This is a genomic window from Echinicola soli, from assembly GCF_006575665.1.
In the GTDB taxonomy this organism is placed as follows: domain Bacteria; phylum Bacteroidota; class Bacteroidia; order Cytophagales; family Cyclobacteriaceae; genus Echinicola; species Echinicola soli.
The window spans coordinates 2,615,755-2,634,612 of sequence record NZ_CP041253.1; the positions used below are offsets into that span (position 1 = coordinate 2,615,755).

18 protein-coding genes are annotated in these 18,858 nt (G+C 44.2%); 7 read left to right on the top strand and 11 right to left on the bottom strand.

Going from position 1 to position 18,858, the window contains the following annotated elements; translation table 11 throughout:
• Nucleotides 1–135 precede the first annotated feature (135 nt).
• The 4 genes from FKX85_RS10435 (at nt 136) to FKX85_RS10450 (ending at nt 3,336) form a co-directional block, all read left to right on the top strand.
• Nucleotides 136–618 (top strand): Lrp/AsnC family transcriptional regulator, encoded by a 483-nt coding sequence (locus tag FKX85_RS10435; RefSeq protein ID WP_141614672.1) that lies wholly within the window; start codon nt 136–138, stop codon nt 616–618.
• Nucleotides 619–688: 70 nt separating this feature from the next.
• Nucleotides 689–1,231: an NUDIX domain-containing protein gene (locus FKX85_RS10440; protein WP_141614673.1), complete on the top strand. Its 543-nt coding sequence runs from the start codon at nt 689–691 to the stop codon at nt 1,229–1,231.
• Nucleotides 1,232–1,294: 63 nt separating this feature from the next.
• Nucleotides 1,295–2,668 carry an MATE family efflux transporter gene (locus FKX85_RS10445; RefSeq protein WP_141616763.1) on the top strand — a complete coding sequence of 458 codons (1,374 nt, stop codon included), beginning with the start codon at nt 1,295–1,297 and terminating at the stop codon, nt 2,666–2,668.
• A 98-nt stretch (nt 2,669–2,766) separates the two neighbouring features.
• Complete coding sequence (locus tag FKX85_RS10450; protein WP_141614674.1) at nt 2,767–3,336, top strand: acyl-CoA thioesterase; 570 nt, start codon at nt 2,767–2,769, stop codon at nt 3,334–3,336.
• Here the strand turns inward: FKX85_RS10450 and FKX85_RS10455 are convergent.
• From FKX85_RS10455 to FKX85_RS10505, 11 genes are all read right to left on the bottom strand, one after another.
• Nucleotides 3,333–4,538, bottom strand: a complete 1,206-nt coding sequence (locus tag FKX85_RS10455; RefSeq protein WP_141614675.1) for an MFS transporter — start codon at nt 4,536–4,538, stop codon at nt 3,333–3,335. The two genes, FKX85_RS10450 and FKX85_RS10455, sit on opposite strands and share 4 nt — an antisense overlap.
• Nucleotides 4,539–4,776: 238 nt before the next feature.
• Nucleotides 4,777–5,878, bottom strand: a protein-coding gene (gene prfB, locus FKX85_RS10460) for a peptide chain release factor 2 (RefSeq protein WP_141614676.1) whose coding sequence is annotated in 2 segments (ribosomal slippage) — nt 4,777–5,817 and nt 5,819–5,878 — 1,101 coding nt in all. Because the reading frame shifts where the segments join, the coding sequence is not laid out codon by codon here.
• 412 nt (nt 5,879–6,290) lie between these two features.
• Nucleotides 6,291–6,851 (bottom strand): hypothetical protein, encoded by a 561-nt coding sequence (locus FKX85_RS10465; RefSeq protein ID WP_141614677.1) that lies wholly within the window; start codon nt 6,849–6,851, stop codon nt 6,291–6,293.
• Nucleotides 6,852–7,004: 153 nt separating this feature from the next.
• A complete protein-coding gene (locus FKX85_RS10470; RefSeq protein ID WP_141614678.1) occupies nt 7,005–8,072 on the bottom strand; it encodes a branched-chain amino acid aminotransferase in 1,068 nt (355 codons plus the stop codon).
• A gap of 4 nt (nt 8,073–8,076) precedes the next feature.
• A complete protein-coding gene (locus FKX85_RS10475) occupies nt 8,077–8,625 on the bottom strand; it encodes a cob(I)yrinic acid a,c-diamide adenosyltransferase (RefSeq protein ID WP_141614679.1) in 549 nt (182 codons plus the stop codon).
• Between the two features lie 123 nt (nt 8,626–8,748).
• Nucleotides 8,749–9,471 carry an ABC transporter ATP-binding protein gene (locus FKX85_RS10480; protein ID WP_141614680.1) on the bottom strand — a complete coding sequence of 241 codons (723 nt, stop codon included), beginning with the start codon at nt 9,469–9,471 and terminating at the stop codon, nt 8,749–8,751.
• A 259-nt stretch (nt 9,472–9,730) separates the two neighbouring features.
• The gene (locus FKX85_RS10485) at nt 9,731–12,469 is read right to left on the bottom strand and encodes a tetratricopeptide repeat protein (RefSeq protein WP_141614681.1); all 2,739 of its coding nucleotides are present in this window, start codon (nt 12,467–12,469) and stop codon (nt 9,731–9,733) included.
• 62 nt (nt 12,470–12,531) lie between these two features.
• On the bottom strand, nt 12,532–12,819 hold the full coding sequence (gene gatC, locus FKX85_RS10490; protein ID WP_141614682.1) for an Asp-tRNA(Asn)/Glu-tRNA(Gln) amidotransferase subunit GatC: 288 nt from the start codon (nt 12,817–12,819) through the stop codon (nt 12,532–12,534).
• A 30-nt stretch (nt 12,820–12,849) separates the two neighbouring features.
• Nucleotides 12,850–13,575 carry a lysophospholipid acyltransferase family protein gene (locus FKX85_RS10495; protein ID WP_141614683.1) on the bottom strand — a complete coding sequence of 242 codons (726 nt, stop codon included), beginning with the start codon at nt 13,573–13,575 and terminating at the stop codon, nt 12,850–12,852.
• Nucleotides 13,576–13,582: 7 nt separating this feature from the next.
• On the bottom strand, nt 13,583–13,954 hold the full coding sequence (locus FKX85_RS10500; RefSeq protein WP_141614684.1) for a globin domain-containing protein: 372 nt from the start codon (nt 13,952–13,954) through the stop codon (nt 13,583–13,585).
• 119 nt (nt 13,955–14,073) lie between these two features.
• Nucleotides 14,074–15,426, bottom strand: coding sequence for an NfeD family protein (locus FKX85_RS10505; protein WP_141614685.1), 1,353 nt, complete (start codon nt 15,424–15,426; stop codon nt 14,074–14,076).
• Between the two features lie 262 nt (nt 15,427–15,688).
• Between FKX85_RS10505 and FKX85_RS10510 the strand changes: the two genes are divergently transcribed.
• The 3 genes from FKX85_RS10510 (at nt 15,689) to FKX85_RS10520 (ending at nt 18,817) form a co-directional block, all read left to right on the top strand.
• Entirely contained in the window at nt 15,689–16,915 is a 1,227-nt protein-coding gene (locus FKX85_RS10510) for a LysM peptidoglycan-binding domain-containing protein (protein WP_210416923.1), read from the top strand.
• Nucleotides 16,916–17,498: 583 nt separating this feature from the next.
• Nucleotides 17,499–18,053 carry a hypothetical protein gene (locus FKX85_RS10515; protein WP_141614686.1) on the top strand — a complete coding sequence of 185 codons (555 nt, stop codon included), beginning with the start codon at nt 17,499–17,501 and terminating at the stop codon, nt 18,051–18,053.
• On the top strand, nt 18,050–18,817 hold the full coding sequence (locus FKX85_RS10520) for a TIGR02757 family protein (protein ID WP_141614687.1): 768 nt from the start codon (nt 18,050–18,052) through the stop codon (nt 18,815–18,817). Before FKX85_RS10515 ends, FKX85_RS10520 begins: the two co-directional genes overlap by 4 nt.
• The last annotated feature ends 41 nt before the right edge of the window (nt 18,818–18,858 follow it).

An 18,858-nucleotide genomic window follows, 5' to 3' on the forward strand; every position in this document is an offset into this window, starting at 1 on the left:
GAAAAGTTTTAAATATTCAAGGCTAAAATTAACAATATTTTGTATTTATGGTCGTTTTTTGTCTTGAATAGCTTTAAAATAATTTGAAAATATATTACCTTTGCACGACATAAAATTTTGCAAATACTATAAATCATGGATAATCACATAAAAGTAAAATTCGACAAAATTGATCGCAAGATCCTCGAAATTCTTCAAGCCAACGCAAAAATTACCAATGCGCAACTTTCAAAGGATATTGGCTTGTCTCCAGCCCCTACTTTGGAGCGTGTAAAGAAACTTGAACAGTCTGGCATTATTAAGAGCTATCACGCAAAACTGGACCCAGAAAGAATCGGTCTTGGTGTAAGTACGTTTGTTTTGGTAAGCTTGATCGGTCACAACAAAGCAAATATTGATGCTTTCATGAAGGAAATCGAAGCGATTCCTGAAGTGATCGAGTGTCACCATATCACCGGAACAGGGGATTTTATATTGAAGATCATCTCTAAGGACATTACGTCTTACCAGAAATTGATGCTAGAGAAGGTAAGTGAGATCAAGGAAGTAGACTCTATGCAGTCTATGGTCATCCTTTCTACCTTTAAGGACAGCAAAGTATTGCCGATCCCTGCTTAAATTAAAAGAAATTTAATCAATCAAGGGTGGCTGTTCAGTCGCCCTTTTTTTTTGAAAAGTATTGAATATTATGGAAGAGAATCCTTGGAAAACCAAGTCAAGGAAGTCGTTATACTCCAACTCTTGGATAGAGCTTGAAGAGCACCAAGTGGTCACTCCCGCTGGCACTGATGGGTTGTATGGAAAGGTTAAATTTAAGAATAAGGCCATGGCGATTTTGCCCGTGGATGAGGAACTCAACACGTGGCTGGTAGGTCAGTTTCGGTATACGATTGATGAATACAGTTGGGAGATCCCTGAAGGAGGCAGCCCAATAGGAGAAGATATCCTTGAGGGTGCCAAAAGGGAACTGAAGGAGGAAACGGGATTGACTGCGGAGAAGTGGACACCGATCATGCGGTTTCATACCTCCAATTCTGTTACAGATGAAGAAGGCTTTGCTTATTTGGCACAAGGCTTGAGCGCGGGAGAAACGGCTTTTGAGGATACGGAGAAAATTGAGGTGAAAAAGCTACCTTTAAAAGAGGCGGTCCAGAAAGTTCTCGATGGAGAGATTACAGATGTGATCAGTGTGGCGGTCTTGCTAAAAGCGGCCAGGATGCTTGGCGTATAATTTTTTTCAACGATTTGTTTTCTAGTGTAAAGAGATTCAAAGTGGCTTAGCGGCTAACGGATGATGTATTTAAAGCAACTGAATTTTAAGGAGCACTTTTCCAAAACCTTTAACCTGGCCTATCCGGTGATGTTAAGTCAGTTGGGACAGGTTTTGGTAGGGGTGGCGGACAGTATGATGGTCGGAAGGCTTGGAGCAGAGCCGCTAGCGGCGGCCTCCTTGGCCAATAGCATCTTTTTTGTGGTAATGATGTTTGGTACAGGGGTTTCGATGGCCATGACACCACTGGTGGCAGCTGCTGATGGAGAAGGAAAGCCACGTAAAATTACGCGGGTTTTTAACCATGGTTTTGCTATCAACGGGTTTACTGGCGTCATTTTGTTTTTGGTGATCGTATTGGCGTCACCACTCCTGGCACATATGAACCAGCCGGAAGGAGTCGTGGAGCAGGCGATTCCGTTTTTAGGAGTGATTACCCTCTCCTTAATTCCCCTGATGTTTTTTCAGACATTTAGGCAGTTTGCCGAAGGATTGAGCCATACCAAAGAGGCGATGTTGATCACTATTCTCTGTAATGTGGTCAATGTGTTCCTAAACTGGGTGTTGATATATGGTCACCTTGGATTTGCGCCAATGGGACTGAACGGAGCCGGTTGGGCGACGTTGATTTCTAGGGTGTTGATGGCACTGGTTATGGCGTATTTCATATGGAAAAGTGCGTTGTTCAAGAAGTATAAGTTGAAGCTTGATTTTAGGAAGCTGTATTTTCCGATGTTCAGTAAGCTTCTGAAGATTGGCGTTCCCACGGGGTTTCAGTTTGTGTTTGAGGTGGGGGCATTTAGCTCAGCAGCAATTATGATGGGCTGGATAGGAGTAAATGCATTGGCTGCTCATCAAATTGCCATAAACTTAGCCTCCATCAGTTATATGATGGCCTCAGGATTATCTGCTGCCGCAATGGTCAGGGTAGGGAATCAGCTTGGAAGAAACGATATCAAAACCCTTCGTGAAGCGGGTTTCACCTGTTTTGGCATGATCGCAGCATTTATGTTGTTGTTTGCGGGGATTTTTATAGTCTTTAAGGACTACCTTCCATTACTTTACATAGGGGATTCAGAGGTGGTGGAAATGACTGCGGGGTTATTGGTGATTGCCGGGTTATTTCAGCTGTCCGACGGTATTCAGGTAGTTGGCCTGGGAGCACTCAGGGGCATGGCAGATGTAAAGATGCCTACTGTGATCACTTTAGTGGCGTATTGGGTGATTGCACTTCCGCTGGGATACATGCTTGCCTTTCACTGGGGAGCTGAAGAAAAAGGAATTTGGTATGGGCTGTTAATTGGCCTGACCATTACCGGTGGGTTGTTACTTTTGAGGTTTCAGCGGCTTAGCCTGCGTTTGCTTTCTCGAAATAATCAGCGATTGGGGGTAGCCTGATCCCATATTTGATGGATTGATTTCAGTCTTCTTCAGGGTCTTTTGGAGAGTTTGTTTTATCTTTATCGAATTGTTTGCAGTTTTTAAAGAGACCAATCATGAGTATAGATAAAGAAATAGCGAGAACGTCTGCTTTTTCCAGAACCACCATTACCGAACTGATGATTCCTTCTTATGCCAATTTTGGCGGGAAAATCCACGGGGGAATTTTACTTTCGCTGATGGATAAGGTGGCTTATGCCACAGCCAGTAAGCACAGTGGAGCCTATTGTGTGACCGTTTCGGTGGATACGGTGGATTTTTTGCAGCCGGTGGAGGTGGGAGAACTGGTCTCCCTTATGGCTTCCATAAACTATGTGGGAAACAGCTCCATGGTAATAGGGATAAAGGTGATTTCCGAAAACGTAAAAGTGGGAAATGTCAAGCATACCAATACCTGCTATTTTACGATGGTGGCCAAAGGGGAGGACGACAAGCCTACCAAGGTGCCCAGGTTGATCTTGGAAGATGCTACTGATGTGAGAAGATTTGTAGAGGCAATTTATCGGAGGAAGTTCAAGCAAAACTATGAGACCAACCTGAAGGAGATAAAATCCAATTGGGAAAAACAAGACATCGATAAGCTACTGAAGGATCAGCGCTGCATTTACAAGGCAGGTAAGCATTAGGAGGATGATTTACTGAGTTCTTCATGAGGTATTTTGGAGGCAGTCTTAGTGATAAATAGGTAGAGGAAAGCTACCATGGCACCGGCAGTACCCATTAGGAATACCAGTGGGAACCTGTCGTGTTGATTGCCATAAATCCACCCTGATCCTAAAGCACCAATGCCAATCCCCGCTTCTAATGCAATGTACATGGTCGCCAGTCCCCGCCCTCTGAAAGCCGATAGGGACAAGTCGATGGTCCATGCAGCGATGGTCGGTGAAGTCATGCCCAGAGCAAAACCGAAGAGTACACCTGAGAAAATCAGCATTTCCTTGGAGTGGCTAAAGGCAGTGGCGGCCATGGCCATGGCTAGGCAAAAAGTAGCAGCTTTTAACACCGGGATCCTGCCATAGCGGTCTGATGCCCTTCCGGCAAGTAACCGTATGGCCAGTGAGCTAAGGGTAAATACAGCAAAGAAAATCCCTTTGTTTTCGATTTTTAGAAATGTTGAAAAATCAGGGATAATGGTCAGGATGATGCCGAAGGATAGGTAAGAAAAGAACAGTACAAAGCAGGGAGAAAATACTCTTTTTTCAAATAGCTCATCTTTTTTTAATTTGAAATGTCCCATGCGGAAAGGTTCTGTTTCCGGTACGGTCTCCTTCAATCGGGCCAGTAATAGAATGGAAATCAGCGCTACACCAGATGAACAGTAAAATAATGGAGTGATGCCATGCAAGCTGGCAATGTAGCCTCCTAAAGCTGGACCGGCGGCCATGCCCAGTGAACTAAAGAGCGATTGGAGCCCCATGGCTTCTCCGCGACGATTGAATGGCACTATGTCGGCGACGTATGCCGAAATTCCTGTAGGCGTAAAGCCTGTACTAAAGCCATGAAAGAAGCGTAGGCATAAGAAGCCAGCCACTCCGGAAATCATTGGATAGAGCAAGCTCACTACCAGGCAAACTCCTGCGCCAAAGATCATAACGGGTACTCGACCTATGCGATCTGCCAGCTTGCCACTGAATGGCCTGGAAAGGCCTGCGGTCAAGGTGAACAGAGCGATAATCAGACCCTTATAATCCTCACCGCCCAAACTGCTCAAATAAGCAGGTAGTTCGGGAATGATCATGTTAAAACTGGCAAAGAAAAGAAAGGAACTCAGGCATAACTGCAGAAAGCGCAACGTAAAAAACGGAGGAAGTAATTTTTGCAAGTTCATCGTTCGCCAGTTTAAATAGAAAAGCACACCGGAGAGAGTCCGGTGCGCTTATTGACCTGATTTTGAATTATAAACCGTCACTGCGAGCCTGTTTAGCACCAGGCAGGCCTGCCTGGTGCTAAACAGGGCTTAGAGGAAGTCTTCTTAAAAACGAGATTGCTTCGTTCCACTCCCCGTTCCATTCGCAATGACATATTACGATCAAATTGGGATTGCTAGGTTTTGATGAAGCGGAAAATTAATTGTTTTCAGCTTCTTCTTCACTTTGTGCCAACAGGTATGCTTTGATAAAGTCGTTCAGGCCTCCGTCCAAGACAGTTTGTACGTCTGAGGTTTCATGGCTTGTCCTGGCGTCTTTGACTAGCTTGTACGGATGTAATACATAGTTCCTGATCTGCGAGCCAAAGTCAATTTTCATTTTACCTGCTTCGATCTTGTCTCTCTCGGCGTTGCGTTTTTCCATTTCCATTTGATAGAGACGTGATTTTAGCATTTGCATGGCCTTTTCACGGTTGGCAAGTTGCGATCGTTCTACCTGACAGACCACCACAATTCCGGTAGGCTTGTGCGTAAGCTGGACTTTGGTTTCTACCTTATTAACATTCTGCCCTCCAGCACCCCCTGAACGGGAAGTGTGTAGCTCGATATCTGCTGGACTGATTTCAATATCAATGGATTCATCCACCACGGGATACACATACACTGAGGCGAAAGAAGTATGTCTTCTGCCACCGCTGTCAAAAGGTGAAATTCTCACCAATCGGTGTACGCCGATTTCTGATTTCAGGAAGCCATAAGCCAATGGCCCATCAAATTCCAACGTAACGGATTTGATGCCCGCTACATCACCTTCCTGTAGGTCCACTTCCTTGACCTTGTAGCCGTTTTTCTCTCCCCACATGATGTACATTCTCATGAGGATGGAGGCCCAGTCGTTACTTTCTGTGCCGCCTGCCCCGGGGTTGATTTCCATCAGTGCACTTAGCTGGTCTTCTTCATTGCTGAGCATTTTTTTCAGCTCTAGCTCTTCGATTTCGTTAAGTGCCTTTTGGTAATCAGCTTTGATCTCATCTTCTTCTACGTCTCCTGCGGTGTAGAATTCATGCAGTACTTCCAGGTCCTGGACTTTGGCTTCGGCACTTTCATAAGAGCCGGTCCAGCCCTTCCGTGCCTGAATCTGCTTCATGGTCTTTTCGGCTTCTTCAGGGTTGTTCCAAAAGTCAGGTTGTGCGGATACTGCTTCTAAATCTTCTATTTCTGCTTTCTTACGATCGTAGTCAAAGATACCTCCTTAAGGCCGTGATACGCGCCTTCAAGTCTTTCAACTGTTCTGATGTCATAAATTTATTTTCGTTTAATTGATTTTTAAGAGATGCGAATTTCGTCAAATTTTATGGCTTTACCTAAATCTGTACGGTGATCTTTATGGTGTCATTTGATTTCAATTGGGATTTAAAATTATCCACTAAAAGTATTTAGCAGTATTATACTTAATTTCAGGATTGCTGCCGCGAAGACCCTAAGACGTGTAGGTTTTTGGTTTGGCAAAAGGAATAGCCACAAAGCCACCACGGCACAAGTTTTTTTTGAAGATGTATTGGCCACGGTTTGGCATGGACAAATAGCACTTAGTGCCTTCGGGTCTTGGAGGCTTTTTTTTTATGGCCTTATGAAAAAAGCACTTTTTACACCTTCACAACAGCTTACTGGTTGAATAAAACCTTCCCGTCCAGAACCGATGCTTGATCCGAGCTATTGATAGAGGTTCTTTTTGTCGTTTTCTTCTTTCAAGGGCGTGATATCCAGGTATATGATTTGGATCTTGTTCCTCCCTTCATTCTTAAAATACTTTTTCTTAAATCTCGAAATGACGAAGCTCCCCGCGAGCAAAGTGCCCGATATGATGAGACCGCCTTTGGAATAGGAGAGTTCACCTTCAGTGTAGAGGCTGTTAATGGTTTCGGCGGTCAACAGCAAGGCACCTGCTGCGGCAAAGATGGTACTGAAACTTTTTATTGTCCGATTTTGCTCTCTGGTGTCGCGTACATCCACTACGGCGATGTTTTCCGGACGAATGATATTTTCCCTGAGCACCAAAAAATCACGGTGGATTTCCTTGATCTGATCACTGATGAAGTAGCTCATGTCCTTGGTTTGATAGGTGATCAGGTCACCTTCCTCATACTTGATGCGTGTCTTTTGATTTCCGCCCTTCTGAAGAATCATGTATCGCTGTGCATGGGCAGAGGAGCATCCAAGGGTCGTCAGTGCCAATAAACTGCAAAAAAGAAATAAACTGATGTTTTTGTTCATAAACTAATCGGTTTAGTATTGGAAAAAAGCTCTATTTATAACGTTTGATTGACTCTCAGGTTTTGTTTTAGTACCGTTGTAAATCATAAAAAAAGCATTTCAGAAAAAGTAAAGATCCTGAAATGCTTGGTTTTATACTATTATGATGGGATTTCAGACTTTGGTGATCCACCCATGTTTATCTTCTTGTCGACCATATTTTATGGCATCAAGGGTCTCCAGTACTTGGTAGGAAAAGGAGTCGGCAGGCTTCTCAGGAAGGTCGTAATCCTTGTCGCCTACATTAATTTTGTAAATATGAGCAATGGTGGCTGCAGTTCCCGTTCCAAAAGCCTCTTGAAGGGTGTTGTTCTCCAAGGCTTCTTTGAGTTCTGACACTGTCAGGAATCGTTCATCTACCTTTAGCCCTTTTTCTTTTGCTAATGTCAAAACAGAATCACGGGTAATGCCCTTTAGGATCGTGCCCTTAGAGGTGGGGGCTGTGATAAGGGAGCCATTGATGATGAACATGACGTTCATGGTGCCGCTTTCTTCGATGTTTTGATGGCTTTTTCCATCTGTCCACAGTAATTGGTCATAGCCTTGCTTCTGTGCGATTTGGGCAGGGTAGAGCGAGCCGGCATAGTTCCCCGCTGCTTTTGCTTGTCCGGTTCCTCCTTCAGCGGCCCGTGTGTATTTGGTCTCCACTTTCACCGACACAGGTTTGGCGTAGTAGTGACCCACCGGACAAGTGAAAATCATAAACTTATATGTGGCCGATGGCCTAATGCCCAGGTAGTCGTCAGTGGCAAAGATAAATGGACGGATATAGAGCGAACAGCCAGGCTTATTGGGGATCCACTCCCTGTCTACTTCCAGCAATTTCCTTAATCCCTCCATGAAAACATCCTCAGGAATCTGTGGAATGCACAGACGATCCGCTGATTCGTTCAGGCGTCGCTGATTGGCATCTGGTCGGAAGATGAGTACATTATTGTTTCCGTCTTTATAAGCTTTCAAGCCTTCAAAAACTGACTGGCCATAATGAAGGGTAGCATTGGCGGGGTTTAGGCTGAGTGGAGCATAAGGCTCTACCCTGAAGTCCTGCCATTCACCATTTTTATAATCGGCCACAAACATATGGTCACTCATTACCTGTCCAAAACTCAGGTTTTCAAAATCAGTTCCTTGTAATTTGGATTGGCTGGTTTGTTTTATTTGGATGTCTATTGTTGTATTCATGGTATTAAACTCTAGATTCCCACGTGATCTCTTTTACTTCTAATTCTATTGCTATTATCCTTCCCAGTACAAACAGGTAATCTGAAAGTCTGTTTAGGTATTTGATTATTATTTCGTCCAATGCTTCCTGGGTATGGAGTGCGATAATCCTTCTTTCAGCTCTCCTGCACACTGTTCTGGCTACATGGCTGTATGAGATAGCAGGATGCCCTCCTGGTAATATGAAATTTTTCAGCAAAGGAAGTTTTTCTTCCATCTGGTCAATTTCCTTTTCTAAATAAGCTACATCCTCTTCTAGAATGTCTGGTTTCTTTACCTTGTCGTTCCCTTGCTCAGTGGCCAAGTCTGCTCCGATGGTAAACAACCGGTCTTGGATGGTTTTTAACTGGCCGGAGCGTTTTTGGTTTACCGCCTGATCCTTGAGTAGTCCTAAAAAAGCATTTAACTCATCTATGGTGCCATAAGCTTCTATTCGTAAGTCAGCTTTGGAAACCCTACTTCCTCCCAATAGGGAAGTCTGGCCTTGGTCGCCTCCTTTTGTGTAAAGCTTCATTCGATAAAGTTTTTAGGTATAACGAAATGGAAGATATTTCCTTAGCCCAGGCTAAAGAAAATTTCACCGATTTCATTTTCTACTTTGAAATCAGGAAGCAAAATTAAGCATTTAATTGCAATACTATTCGCTGACCGCCTGAAAATTATTTTTTGTAGGGTTGGGGTTTCTTTGGTCTGTTTCCACTAGGCCATCCCGGAGTCTTACGATACGATGGGCGAAATGGGCAATGTCATCTTCGTGGGTAACCATGATGATGGTGTTTCCCTTTTGATGGAGTTCATCAAAGAGGTTCATGATGTCGTGGGAGGTCTTGGAGTCCAGGTTTCCTGTAGGCTCATCGGCAAGGATGATGCTGGGGTCGTTGACCAATGCACGGGCGATGGCGACTCTTTGACGCTGGCCCCCTGATAGCTCATTGGGTTTGTGGTTGATCCGGTCTTCGAGTCCTACGCTCTTGAGTGCCAAGAAGGCTTTGTCCTCACGGTCTGATTTATTGAATCCTGCATAGATAAGCGGTAAAGCCACATTCTCAAGACAAGTAGCGCGGGGAAGCAGGTTGAAGGTTTGAAACACAAAACCAATTTCCTTGTTCCTGATTTCGGCCAAATCGTTTTCGGACATGTGACTGACATCTTTGTTGTTCAGGACATAGTTGCCGGCGGTAGGGGTGTCCAGACAGCCAATAATATTCATCAAGGTCGATTTCCCAGAACCTGATGGTCCCATAAAAGCGACATATTCTCCTTTGTTGATATCAATGGTGACAGATTTGAGGGCCTGTACTTTTTCAGCGCCCATCACATAAGTTTTCTTAATGTCTTTGGTTTCAATTATTTTCCCCATGATAAAAATTGACGTTTTGTATTTCCTAAAGATACAGTTTTAAACCAAAAAGTATAATGGAATGATCTTAATTTATCTAAAAGGCAAAATGAAAGTATCAAGTAATGATATATGAGTACTGAGACTTGAGACTTAGGGCCTATATCAAACACCGTCATCGCGAATATAGCGGATGCGAAATGAAGCGATCCCGTATCAATATAACAAGATTGCTTCGTGACCGCTGGTCATCGGGGCAGGCGATATTTAGTACGATATATCAATCCTCCCTCTCCATCAATTCTTGGAGCTTCGTTGGAGGCACCCATTGTGATAGTTCATCCATGTAGGTCTTGACATATCCAGTCAGCCCCAGGTCGCGGGCAGCTTGGATCATGGTGAGCCATAACTTGGCATCCTTATTAAATTCGGCAGCATTTCTTAGCAGCTCGTACCGTTGGTCTGTAGAGGGCGCTTCCTTTGCAGCCATGAGTACCATTGGAGTGAAATAAGGGTTGGAAGCCAAAGGGGTGTCGTCCTGAAAATACGCCTGTAAAATAGGGCTTTCAGGTGCTTTGAGGATTTGCTGTCCAGCAATAGCGGCAAGCTCATGGATATACATGCTGTCCAGGTCTTCATGGGAAAGCAAATAGGATGTTAGCTGGTCGATTTCAGCTGTCGTTAGCCAGTGGCCTTTCTTGAACAGGATTTCATGGGTATAAATGACCTTTAGTGGCCCCTCTTCCATTGCTTCAAGGGATGGGATGAAATCAGCTTTGGTAGCCCGGTTAAGCTCGGCCAGGTGGCCAAAATAAGCGCTTGCTGGCTTTGAGCTCGCAGATGAATCCCGTTCGGCTTTTATCCATTCCGGAAACTCCAACTCGTATTTATCGGCAACCTTAAAGGAAGCATCTTTTTTACCTCCAAAATATAGAATGGGCAAGTGGTAGGGCTTAAAATCCCTGAAGCCCATCATTTCGGCCATTTCAAGTTCATTGGCGGCTTTTTCAATATCAGCTTCACCAATCAATACTTGTGCGGCCATGGCATGGAAATATCCCGCAGATCCTTTGAAATCGATGGCCAGTCCGTTGAGGTATTTTAGGGCTTCACCTATCTGATGAGCCTGGTAGCTTCTGATCACCCGGGTGAGCCGTAGCTCTTGTTGTAAAGCAGTTTGCTGTTCGTGGCTGTACAGTGAGTCCACCAGTGCGATGTCTTGTGCCAAGGGAGCCGTGGTTTGGTTGGTCCATTGGTTACGGAGAATGGCCTGCTGGATGAGCGGTGCATCACGTGCTTCAGCAGTCATGGTGAAGTCTGTGAAATCCCCCATAAGATTTTTATAGGCCAAGGTGTTGATCCTGGCGATTTTGTCCTTTCCGGGAGCAGGTAAGCTTTCGATACGGAGCAAGTGCTTTACCTGAAGACCAATTTGATTGGCAAGAATGGGCGAGTAAGGGTTCTCTTCGTTCAGCAGTTCAAGGGCTTGCTGTCCTTTGTTGCCTTTGCTGTAAAGCAGGGCCAGGTTGTTTTTGATATAGCTGTTGTTTGGGAACATTTCCAAGCCCTTTTCCAAGTAGAAAAGGGCGTCAAAATATCGATTACGCTTGTGGGCCATATTGGCAGCCAGCAACACTTCCGCCACGGAAGGGTCCCATTCAAATGCCTCTTCCATTTGCTTTTTGGCCAGTGTAAGCTGGTTTTCTTCTTGATACAGTAAGGCGGTAGTTACCTTTGCTTTACTGTTGTGGCGGTATCGGATCCAGCTGTTTTCAAAAAGAATACGTGCTTCCAGTGGTCGGTCGGTGGCGTAGTAATAATCCGCTGAGAAATTGGTGGAGCTGGTGCTCAATTGTGGGGCAATGACCCCGTCCGCATAGACAATCAATGACAGCAATGCAATAAATGAACCTATTCGCATGTGAATGTAAGCGAAATATTTGGGCTTAAAGATCACCTCGTCCACAGGTTTTCCCGAATTCATAAACCCTAGGAAATTGGCCAATAGGTAAAAGAAAAAGAGCAGGGACATGGCGATCTGTGTGTACAGCAGCCAATGATCCAGAAAATCCTGCATGGGTTGGTTCAGTGTAAAACTGGCTTTCCAAAAGGCCATTGCCGTGATGCCAAAACCAATCCAATAAAGGGATTTTCCGATAATTGCCCAGTCAAAGGGTTGGGGGACCTGGTCTAATTTTGCCTTTACTTCAAACCATCCCAAGCATCCCGCAAGAATAACCAAAGGGAAGAGCGGTGGATAGATGATGGGAAAAGAAAAGCTTCCGGTATAGTGCAGGTATAGTGCTAAAAGCAAGAGTAAATACACGGCTGTAAACACGATGAGGTGCCAGGAGATTTTAAGGCCGACACCTCGATTGAGCTTGGTGAGCAATAAGAAAAAACTTCCCATGACCGCATGTCCCACATACAGCAGAAAAATGGCCGCAATTCCCAATGTGGTCAAACCAATGTTCTCCGAAAATAACAAGGCCGGTTTGATCACAGGGCTGAGGAATAGCAGTGTTACGACGGTCAGCCAGGCAATAGGAAGAATGATCAAGCTCCTTCTGAGCAATGAGATGTGCTCATAAAAAACGTGAATGATCATGCCGGGTATCGTGAAGCCAATGATCAAAATGATCAGTGAAAAGTTACTGCTGGCACTTCCAATGTTGAGTGAGTTGACACCACTGAGGGTGAGTAGGATGATGACCAGTCCCATGCCACCAATAAAATGGTATCGCTTAAAGGTGGTGATCAGCACGATGCCCAAACTGACGAGTAGGCCGATTACAGCTCCAAAGAAATAAGTCTTTGCCTCTTGGGCCACTGGTGCCAGTACTTCATAGTTTTGGAAGATGAGGTAGTTTTCTACTGTAAGTGGATAGCTGCTGATGCCCCAGTTAAAAATATCAAGGGGCACCTCTACCATTTCCGAAAACAGGCCCGGCTGCACGGGCAAGGCTTCGTCCGGCGAAAAGAGATGCTGGTAGCACAAAAGAAAACTGCCAATGATCACGATGAGGATTGGCAGTTTTTGAAATATTATGTTGCTGGGTTTGTCTACTGGATAATCAGGCATTATTCTAGCACCTTAGGCACACGGAAATAATCAGAATCCTTTTGAGGAGCATTCTTAAGTCCTTTTTCATGGGAGAGATGCTCTCCTACAGCGTCTTCCCTGAGTACATTTACTTCAGAGGACATGGTCGTGATAGGTTCCACTCCTGCAGTGTCCACTTGCTCCAAGTGCTCCACCCAATCCAGGATCTGTGTCATGTCACGGGTCATTTTCTTGGCACTGTTCTCATCGAATTCCAAACGGGCTAGATGGGCAATTTTCTTTAACGTATTGATATCAATTTTCATGATGAATATTTTTTTGGTAAATCCGTGGGGTTAATTGTCCTTCCAAAGCTGCTCCTGGATGATTTGATGACAATGCGATTTCATGTCGGCCACCGCTTCCTTATCTGAGCCTTCAGGCATCATGGGCGCATGAATGACCACTTTTACCGGTTTATAGTGCAATAAGAACTTATTGTCGTCGGGCAAAATTAAGTGATTATAGGATAAAGTTACAGGAATTATAGGGATTTGTTTTTCAAAAGCCAGATTAAATGCGCCATCTTTAAACTGTGCAATCTTTGGTGGTTCGGTGCTGCGAATGCCTCCTTCCGGAAAAATGATGATGCTGCTTCCTTCATCGATGATCTCCTTGGTTCGTTTGAGGGTTTCGCCCCGGCTTCTGAAGCTTTCCCTGTCCACTGCGATATGAAGTCTTCTGAACATGTAGCCGAAAAGCGGAACTCTACCGATGGAGCTTTTGCCCACAAATACCGCATCACCGGACATCAGTCCGATCACAGGAATGTCCAAATAGGAGAAGTGATTTGCCACGATGATATATTGTGAGTGCTTTTTAAGGTGGTGCCTGTTTTCTACTTTGACGTTCATAAAGAGGCCGCTAAAGAAGACCTTTGCCCAGATACCATTGAGCATTCGGCCGTATTTTTTCAGTCCCGGTACCTCAATGGTGATGATGAAAAGCGGAAGCAGAATCAAAAAAGACCCCAAAAAGATGATGGTGCCGTATGTCGAATAAATCCTTCTGAGTAAGCGCATGCCTGAATTATTGATTGATCATGTGATTGGCTACTTTTACGAAGTAGCTCATCATGAGCTCTTTGATGTTTTGGTCGATAGCTACTTTGTCCATCGCAGTAAACATGGTGCTGAGCCAATGATCCCTCATGTTGTCATCAATGGCCCATTCAAGGTGCCTCATGCGAAGCCTGGGATGGCCACGCTGTTCGGAATAGGTGGTGGGACCACCAAAAACCTGTAGTAAAAACAGGAATAGACGCTTCTCGGCGGCATCAAGGTCACTGGGATAAAGTGATCTTAATGCTTCATTATTGGCCACGCCCTGATAAAAATACCCAGCCAGTTCCTTGATTTTTTCTTCTCCTATGGCCTGATAAACCGTTTGGAATTCATTCATGGAATTTCAGTGATAGTTACGGCAAACTTAATTAAAAATGCGCAAAAATGTAGAAGGTCAGCACACGATGGAGTACAAACACGCGAAAATGGGTACAATAACTCAATAACCTTCCCCCGCTAACTGATTTTTTTCACCGTTAGGGAAGTGCCCTCTGTACTGATGACTTTGATCTTTGCTCCTCGGTCAATGAACTCTCCCCTCGAGTGGGCGTCATATATCTCCTCATCGATCAATACCTTACCGCTTGGCATCAGCCGGGTATGGGCGGTGCCTTGCTTTTCCAGTAGGTCATTGGAATACCAAAAGGAGGTATAGCCATCTTCTTTCTTCTGGGTGGTGGCTAAAGTGATCTTGCTGAAGGCCTGCCATTCGTTGACTTTTGGCGCTAACATAAAGATCCCGCCTATAGCCACCACTGTCGCTAAGATGACCGTAACTACAGCTACAAAGAGCTCTCCTGAAGGGACAAAAGAAAAATCAAAGGCATCATTGGGAAGCATACCGAGGGTCAATCCTGCCAGTATGCAGGCAATTCCCAAAATACCGGCCACCCCAAAGCCTGGTATGACAAAAAGCTCCAAAGCAAGTAGGATAATCCCGAGGACAAAAACGATGATTTCCCAGTTTTCGGCCAGTCCTGTCAGGTAATAGGGGATAAAATACAAAATCACCGCAGTGACCGCTGCTGCTATGGGAAAGCCCACCCCAGGTGTTTGGATTTCAAAATAAATACCTCCAATAATGATTAATATCAAGAAACCGCTGATGGCAGGATTGAGGAAAATGCTGATGATCTGCTCTACGATGCTCATTTCATATTCAATGAGTTCGTAATCCTGTACGCCAAATTGTTTTATTGCATCATCGATTGAGCTGACTTCAGCTTCACAGAATCCATTTTTAATGGCTTCTGAAACGGAAAAGGTGATGACAGAACCTTCCGTGGTGATGCCTTCTATTTCGATGCGTTCATCGACCATTGCTTCGGCGATTTTGGGGTCCCGACCATTGGCTTCGGCGGTGCTGCGCATCATGGAACGCATATAAGACTGGTATTTGTCGGGAGCCGCTTCTCCGGAGCCGCCCATGACGACGGTGGCCGCACCGATGCTGGCGCCGGGAGCCATATAGATACTGTCGCAGGCGATAGAGATCAATGCACCCGCAGAGGCGGCATCTTTGTCGATAAAAGATATGGTGGGGATTTTGGCTTCCAAAAGCATCGTGCGGATATCGTCCGCGTCATTCACCGCGCCACCATAAGTGTCCATGTGGATCAGGAGTATGTCCGCTTCGATTGATGTGGCCTCTTCCAGGGCCATTTGTACTTTTCTATTCATCCTGGGATCGATGTTGTCCTGAATCTCGAGGACGTATACTTTTTTAATTTCCAAGGAGTCTGTGGCTGCCAAGAGATGAAAATGGGACAGCAATAAAAATAAGCAGAGAAAAAAACGAATGATCTTCATAGGTGAATTTTAGTAATGAATACTGCCAAACATGGAAATAAAGCTCCTTTTAGGTGTTGCAGTGCATGTAGTAGTCTTCAATGTGAAACTGCTACTATAAATATAGCGGTTTTATAACAATTTCCGTTTAGAAACTTTAAGGGCAATCAATCAGGAAATTTCTGTTGATTGAAATTTTTAGCAGTATTTTTGTAGTAATTTGGCAGCTAAGAAAAAAGCATAATTCAACGCTTAATTGCAAATAGTAATCACATCAGGAAATATGAGTTTTACAGTGAGTATGGACAGTTTAATCAAAAGTGTAAGTTTAGTCTTCTTTATTTTTTTTACCGGCACAGGAGCAACCTTTGCAACGGGAGTGGCCAGGGATTCGGTAGGAGTGGAAAAGATTGGAGACAAGACTTATATTATTCATGAAGTAACGGCGAAGGAAACGTTATTTGCAATATCAAGGCGTTATGAGACTCCCGTGGGAGATATCATCAAGAATAATGATGAGCTTAAGCAGGGGCTTAAAATCGGTCAACGAATCAAAGTACCGTATATCCCCAAAACAGAGATTCCAGCTGGTGCGGTGCTGCACAAGGTGAGTCCTGGTGAAACGCTTTTTTCTGTTGCCCAAAATTACAGCGTGTCTGTTTCGGACGTGAAAGCCTGGAATGACCTGAAGGGAGATGACCTAAGTGTAGGGCAGGCATTGATCATAAAAGGCGCAAAGCCAAAAGAAACTCCAAAACGAGAAGCTCCAGAGTTAAGGGGCAATCCGACTGAAATAAAGCAAGCGCCTGTAACGGCCACTACGGAGGCTCCAAAAAAAGAAAAACCTAAAGAGGAGAAAAGTAAAAAAGAAAAGGTATCAGCAAAAGCATCGGATGAAACCGAGCAGCCCCGTGAGGAGCAACGTATAGAAGATGTTCCCGCCGGCGAATCAGCTGGATGGATCACGCATACGGTTAAAGATGGAGAAACCCTTTACTCCATTTCCAAAAAGTATAATGCCAATATGGGGGATTTGATCAATTGGAATGTGCTTTCATCCAATAACCTACAGGAAGGACAAAAACTTAAAGTTGGCAGAAAGGAAGGTGCTGTCAATAATCCTTCCGTACCCGCAGAGCCAGCGACCACTTCAGCTAGGGATAATAAAGGGGTGACCACCCCTGAAGAAGAAGAAGCAGTCACTGCCGCGGCCGTGAAGAAAGCTTCCAATGAAAGTACTGCCTATAAAAACATCAAAGCGTCCGGACAGGCTGAAGTAATAGAAGGTACGAGCAATCACAAAAAATATTTGGTGCTGCACAAGACTGCACCGGTAGGGACGATTATGAGGATCCGTAATGAAGAAAATGATGTGACCATTTTTGCTAGAGTAGTCGGAAAGCTTCCTGATACCGGAGATAATGAAGAGCTGTTGATCAAGGTTTCCCAAGCGGCTTTTGACCAACTGAGAGCAGTGAATAATCGTTTTAGAGTCGAGATATCATATTAAATCAAGAATAACATTTCAAAAGGCTGTCTCCAAAGCAAGGTGCTTGGGACAGCCTTTTTTCATGGCCTTTGGCCAATGGGTTTATGTGACGGCATAAATGATGCGGATGACTTTAGAACTAAGCAATATTTCTGGGCGATGAGGGATTTCTAAGTGGGTAATGGTAAGTATATTTCTCCTTTTTAGCAATAGGAATGTGTGCTCCAGTATAAAAAATTACTGGCGTCCTACTAAATTTCAAACATGATCAAAACTGTCTTTGAATAGAAATTTGAGGGTTTTTATTCCAATTCCTAAAATGCCCCCCATCCCCTAAAGGGGGGCTTTAGAAAGTCCCCTTTAGGGGATGGGGATGAAAACAGTTGATTTTTTTCATTTTGACGATTGTTTTCTCGGATGCCAGCAAAAAAAATCAGGGCAAATCTAATTAATCTGCGCTATCTGCGTGCTATCGAAACCCACCTAATCCCCCCAACTTTTTCGCTTGATCCTGACTTTATGGCTCATTGATCGCTAGTTGCCAAACCTATTTTGTTAATTGTTGATAATTGGGCTATTTTTGCAAAGACGTTTGCATTAATAAATGAATAAAATCCAACTCATATTTCACCATATATTCAGGTTTATCTGGAACCTGATATTTGTCATTTCTTATCCTATTTTGGCCACTTTTGGACTGGTTTTTATAGGTGTGACCTATTTTTTTTCATGGATATCCAGGCTTTTGACACGGATGAAGAAGAAGGAGTCCATTACAGAGATCAATACTCCTGACTGGGAGCCGCTTTCCAAAGAAGTAGACTTGCTTGAAGGAAAACTTCATAAGCAGATCATGTTTGGACCTTCGTGTTATAGCGTTCGGCGAAAGGATGGTGTGCCATCGGTACTTGAAGACCATTTCTTTGGGACGAAGGTGAAATTGATCGATGAAGGGTATTTATTGGAAAAGTGGAATACCACAGATGCTAAAAAGTTACCGGATTTTGACGTTTGCCTTTATGAGCCCGATGAAGACCGGCTCACTCCCTTGACCAATATCAAATGCTTCGATTGGCATTTAGCTGAGAAGGAAGAAAATGAGCTGTATTTTAAGTGGTTTGACGGGATTCAGGGTGGTGAAGTGAAAGTGGCCTTATGATAGACCTAAAAGCGTTTTTGGATGAAAAGGTAGCACTATACAATCAGCCTGGTTTTATTTCCGCTGATCCTATCTTGATTCCCCATCGGTATTCAAAAAAGCAAGATATAGAGATTGCAGGTTTTTTTGCAGCCATCCTGGCTTGGGGACAGCGAAAGACTATTATTAAAAAGTGCACGGAGCTTTTGGCCATGATGGATGATGCTCCACATGATTTTATGCTGCACCATCAGGAGCGTGATCTGAGGCCATTCGTAAATTTTAAGCACCGTACGTTTAACGATATCGATACCCTGTGGTTTATCACTTTTTTAAGTCGGTTTTATAAAGCACACGAAAGTCTAGAGCAGGCTTTTATCCACGAATGGGTAGATGATTTCGATGTGATGGGGAAGTTGCTGACAAACTTCCATGAAGTTTTTTTTAGTGACCCGGAAGCACCACAAAGAACCCGAAAACACGTAGCTACTCCCAAGCGAAATGCGGCTTGTAAGCGTATCAATATGTTTTTACGATGGATGGTCAGGAAAGATGACTGTGGTGTTGATTTTGGGATTTGGCATAAAATCAAGCCTTCCCAACTGATCTGTCCTTGTGACTTACATGTGGACAGGGTGGCCAGGAAGTTGGGCTTGATCGAGCGAAAGCAAACCGACTGGAGAACAGCCTTGGAACTGACCGGCCGACTAAGGGAGTTTGATGCAAAAGATCCTGTGAAGTACGATTTTGCCCTTTTTGGATTGGGCGTCGAAGAGAAGTTTTGAAAGGTGAAACTGCCGAATTGTAGAATTGTAGAATTGTAAAA

What these genes read in the sequence shown, in the direction of transcription:
- FKX85_RS10435 (WP_141614672.1), top strand. Translation starts at nt 136, where the DNA reads ATGGATAATCACATAAAAGTAAAATTCGACAAAATTGATCGCAAGATC.
- FKX85_RS10440 (WP_141614673.1), top strand. Translation starts at nt 689, where the DNA reads ATGGAAGAGAATCCTTGGAAAACCAAGTCAAGGAAGTCGTTATACTCC.
- FKX85_RS10445 (WP_141616763.1), top strand. Translation starts at nt 1,295, where the DNA reads ATGTATTTAAAGCAACTGAATTTTAAGGAGCACTTTTCCAAAACCTTT.
- FKX85_RS10450 (WP_141614674.1), top strand. Translation starts at nt 2,767, where the DNA reads ATGAGTATAGATAAAGAAATAGCGAGAACGTCTGCTTTTTCCAGAACC.
- FKX85_RS10455 (WP_141614675.1), bottom strand. Translation starts at nt 4,538, where the DNA reads ATGAACTTGCAAAAATTACTTCCTCCGTTTTTTACGTTGCGCTTTCTG.
- FKX85_RS10465 (WP_141614677.1), bottom strand. Translation starts at nt 6,851, where the DNA reads ATGAACAAAAACATCAGTTTATTTCTTTTTTGCAGTTTATTGGCACTG.
- FKX85_RS10470 (WP_141614678.1), bottom strand. Translation starts at nt 8,072, where the DNA reads ATGAATACAACAATAGACATCCAAATAAAACAAACCAGCCAATCCAAA.
- FKX85_RS10475 (WP_141614679.1), bottom strand. Translation starts at nt 8,625, where the DNA reads ATGAAGCTTTACACAAAAGGAGGCGACCAAGGCCAGACTTCCCTATTG.
- FKX85_RS10480 (WP_141614680.1), bottom strand. Translation starts at nt 9,471, where the DNA reads ATGGGGAAAATAATTGAAACCAAAGACATTAAGAAAACTTATGTGATG.
- gatC (WP_141614682.1), bottom strand. Translation starts at nt 12,819, where the DNA reads ATGAAAATTGATATCAATACGTTAAAGAAAATTGCCCATCTAGCCCGT.
- FKX85_RS10495 (WP_141614683.1), bottom strand. Translation starts at nt 13,575, where the DNA reads ATGCGCTTACTCAGAAGGATTTATTCGACATACGGCACCATCATCTTT.
- FKX85_RS10500 (WP_141614684.1), bottom strand. Translation starts at nt 13,954, where the DNA reads ATGAATGAATTCCAAACGGTTTATCAGGCCATAGGAGAAGAAAAAATC.
- FKX85_RS10505 (WP_141614685.1), bottom strand. Translation starts at nt 15,426, where the DNA reads ATGAAGATCATTCGTTTTTTTCTCTGCTTATTTTTATTGCTGTCCCAT.
- FKX85_RS10510 (WP_210416923.1), top strand. Translation starts at nt 15,689, where the DNA reads ATGAGTTTTACAGTGAGTATGGACAGTTTAATCAAAAGTGTAAGTTTA.
- FKX85_RS10515 (WP_141614686.1), top strand. Translation starts at nt 17,499, where the DNA reads ATGAATAAAATCCAACTCATATTTCACCATATATTCAGGTTTATCTGG.
- FKX85_RS10520 (WP_141614687.1), top strand. Translation starts at nt 18,050, where the DNA reads ATGATAGACCTAAAAGCGTTTTTGGATGAAAAGGTAGCACTATACAAT.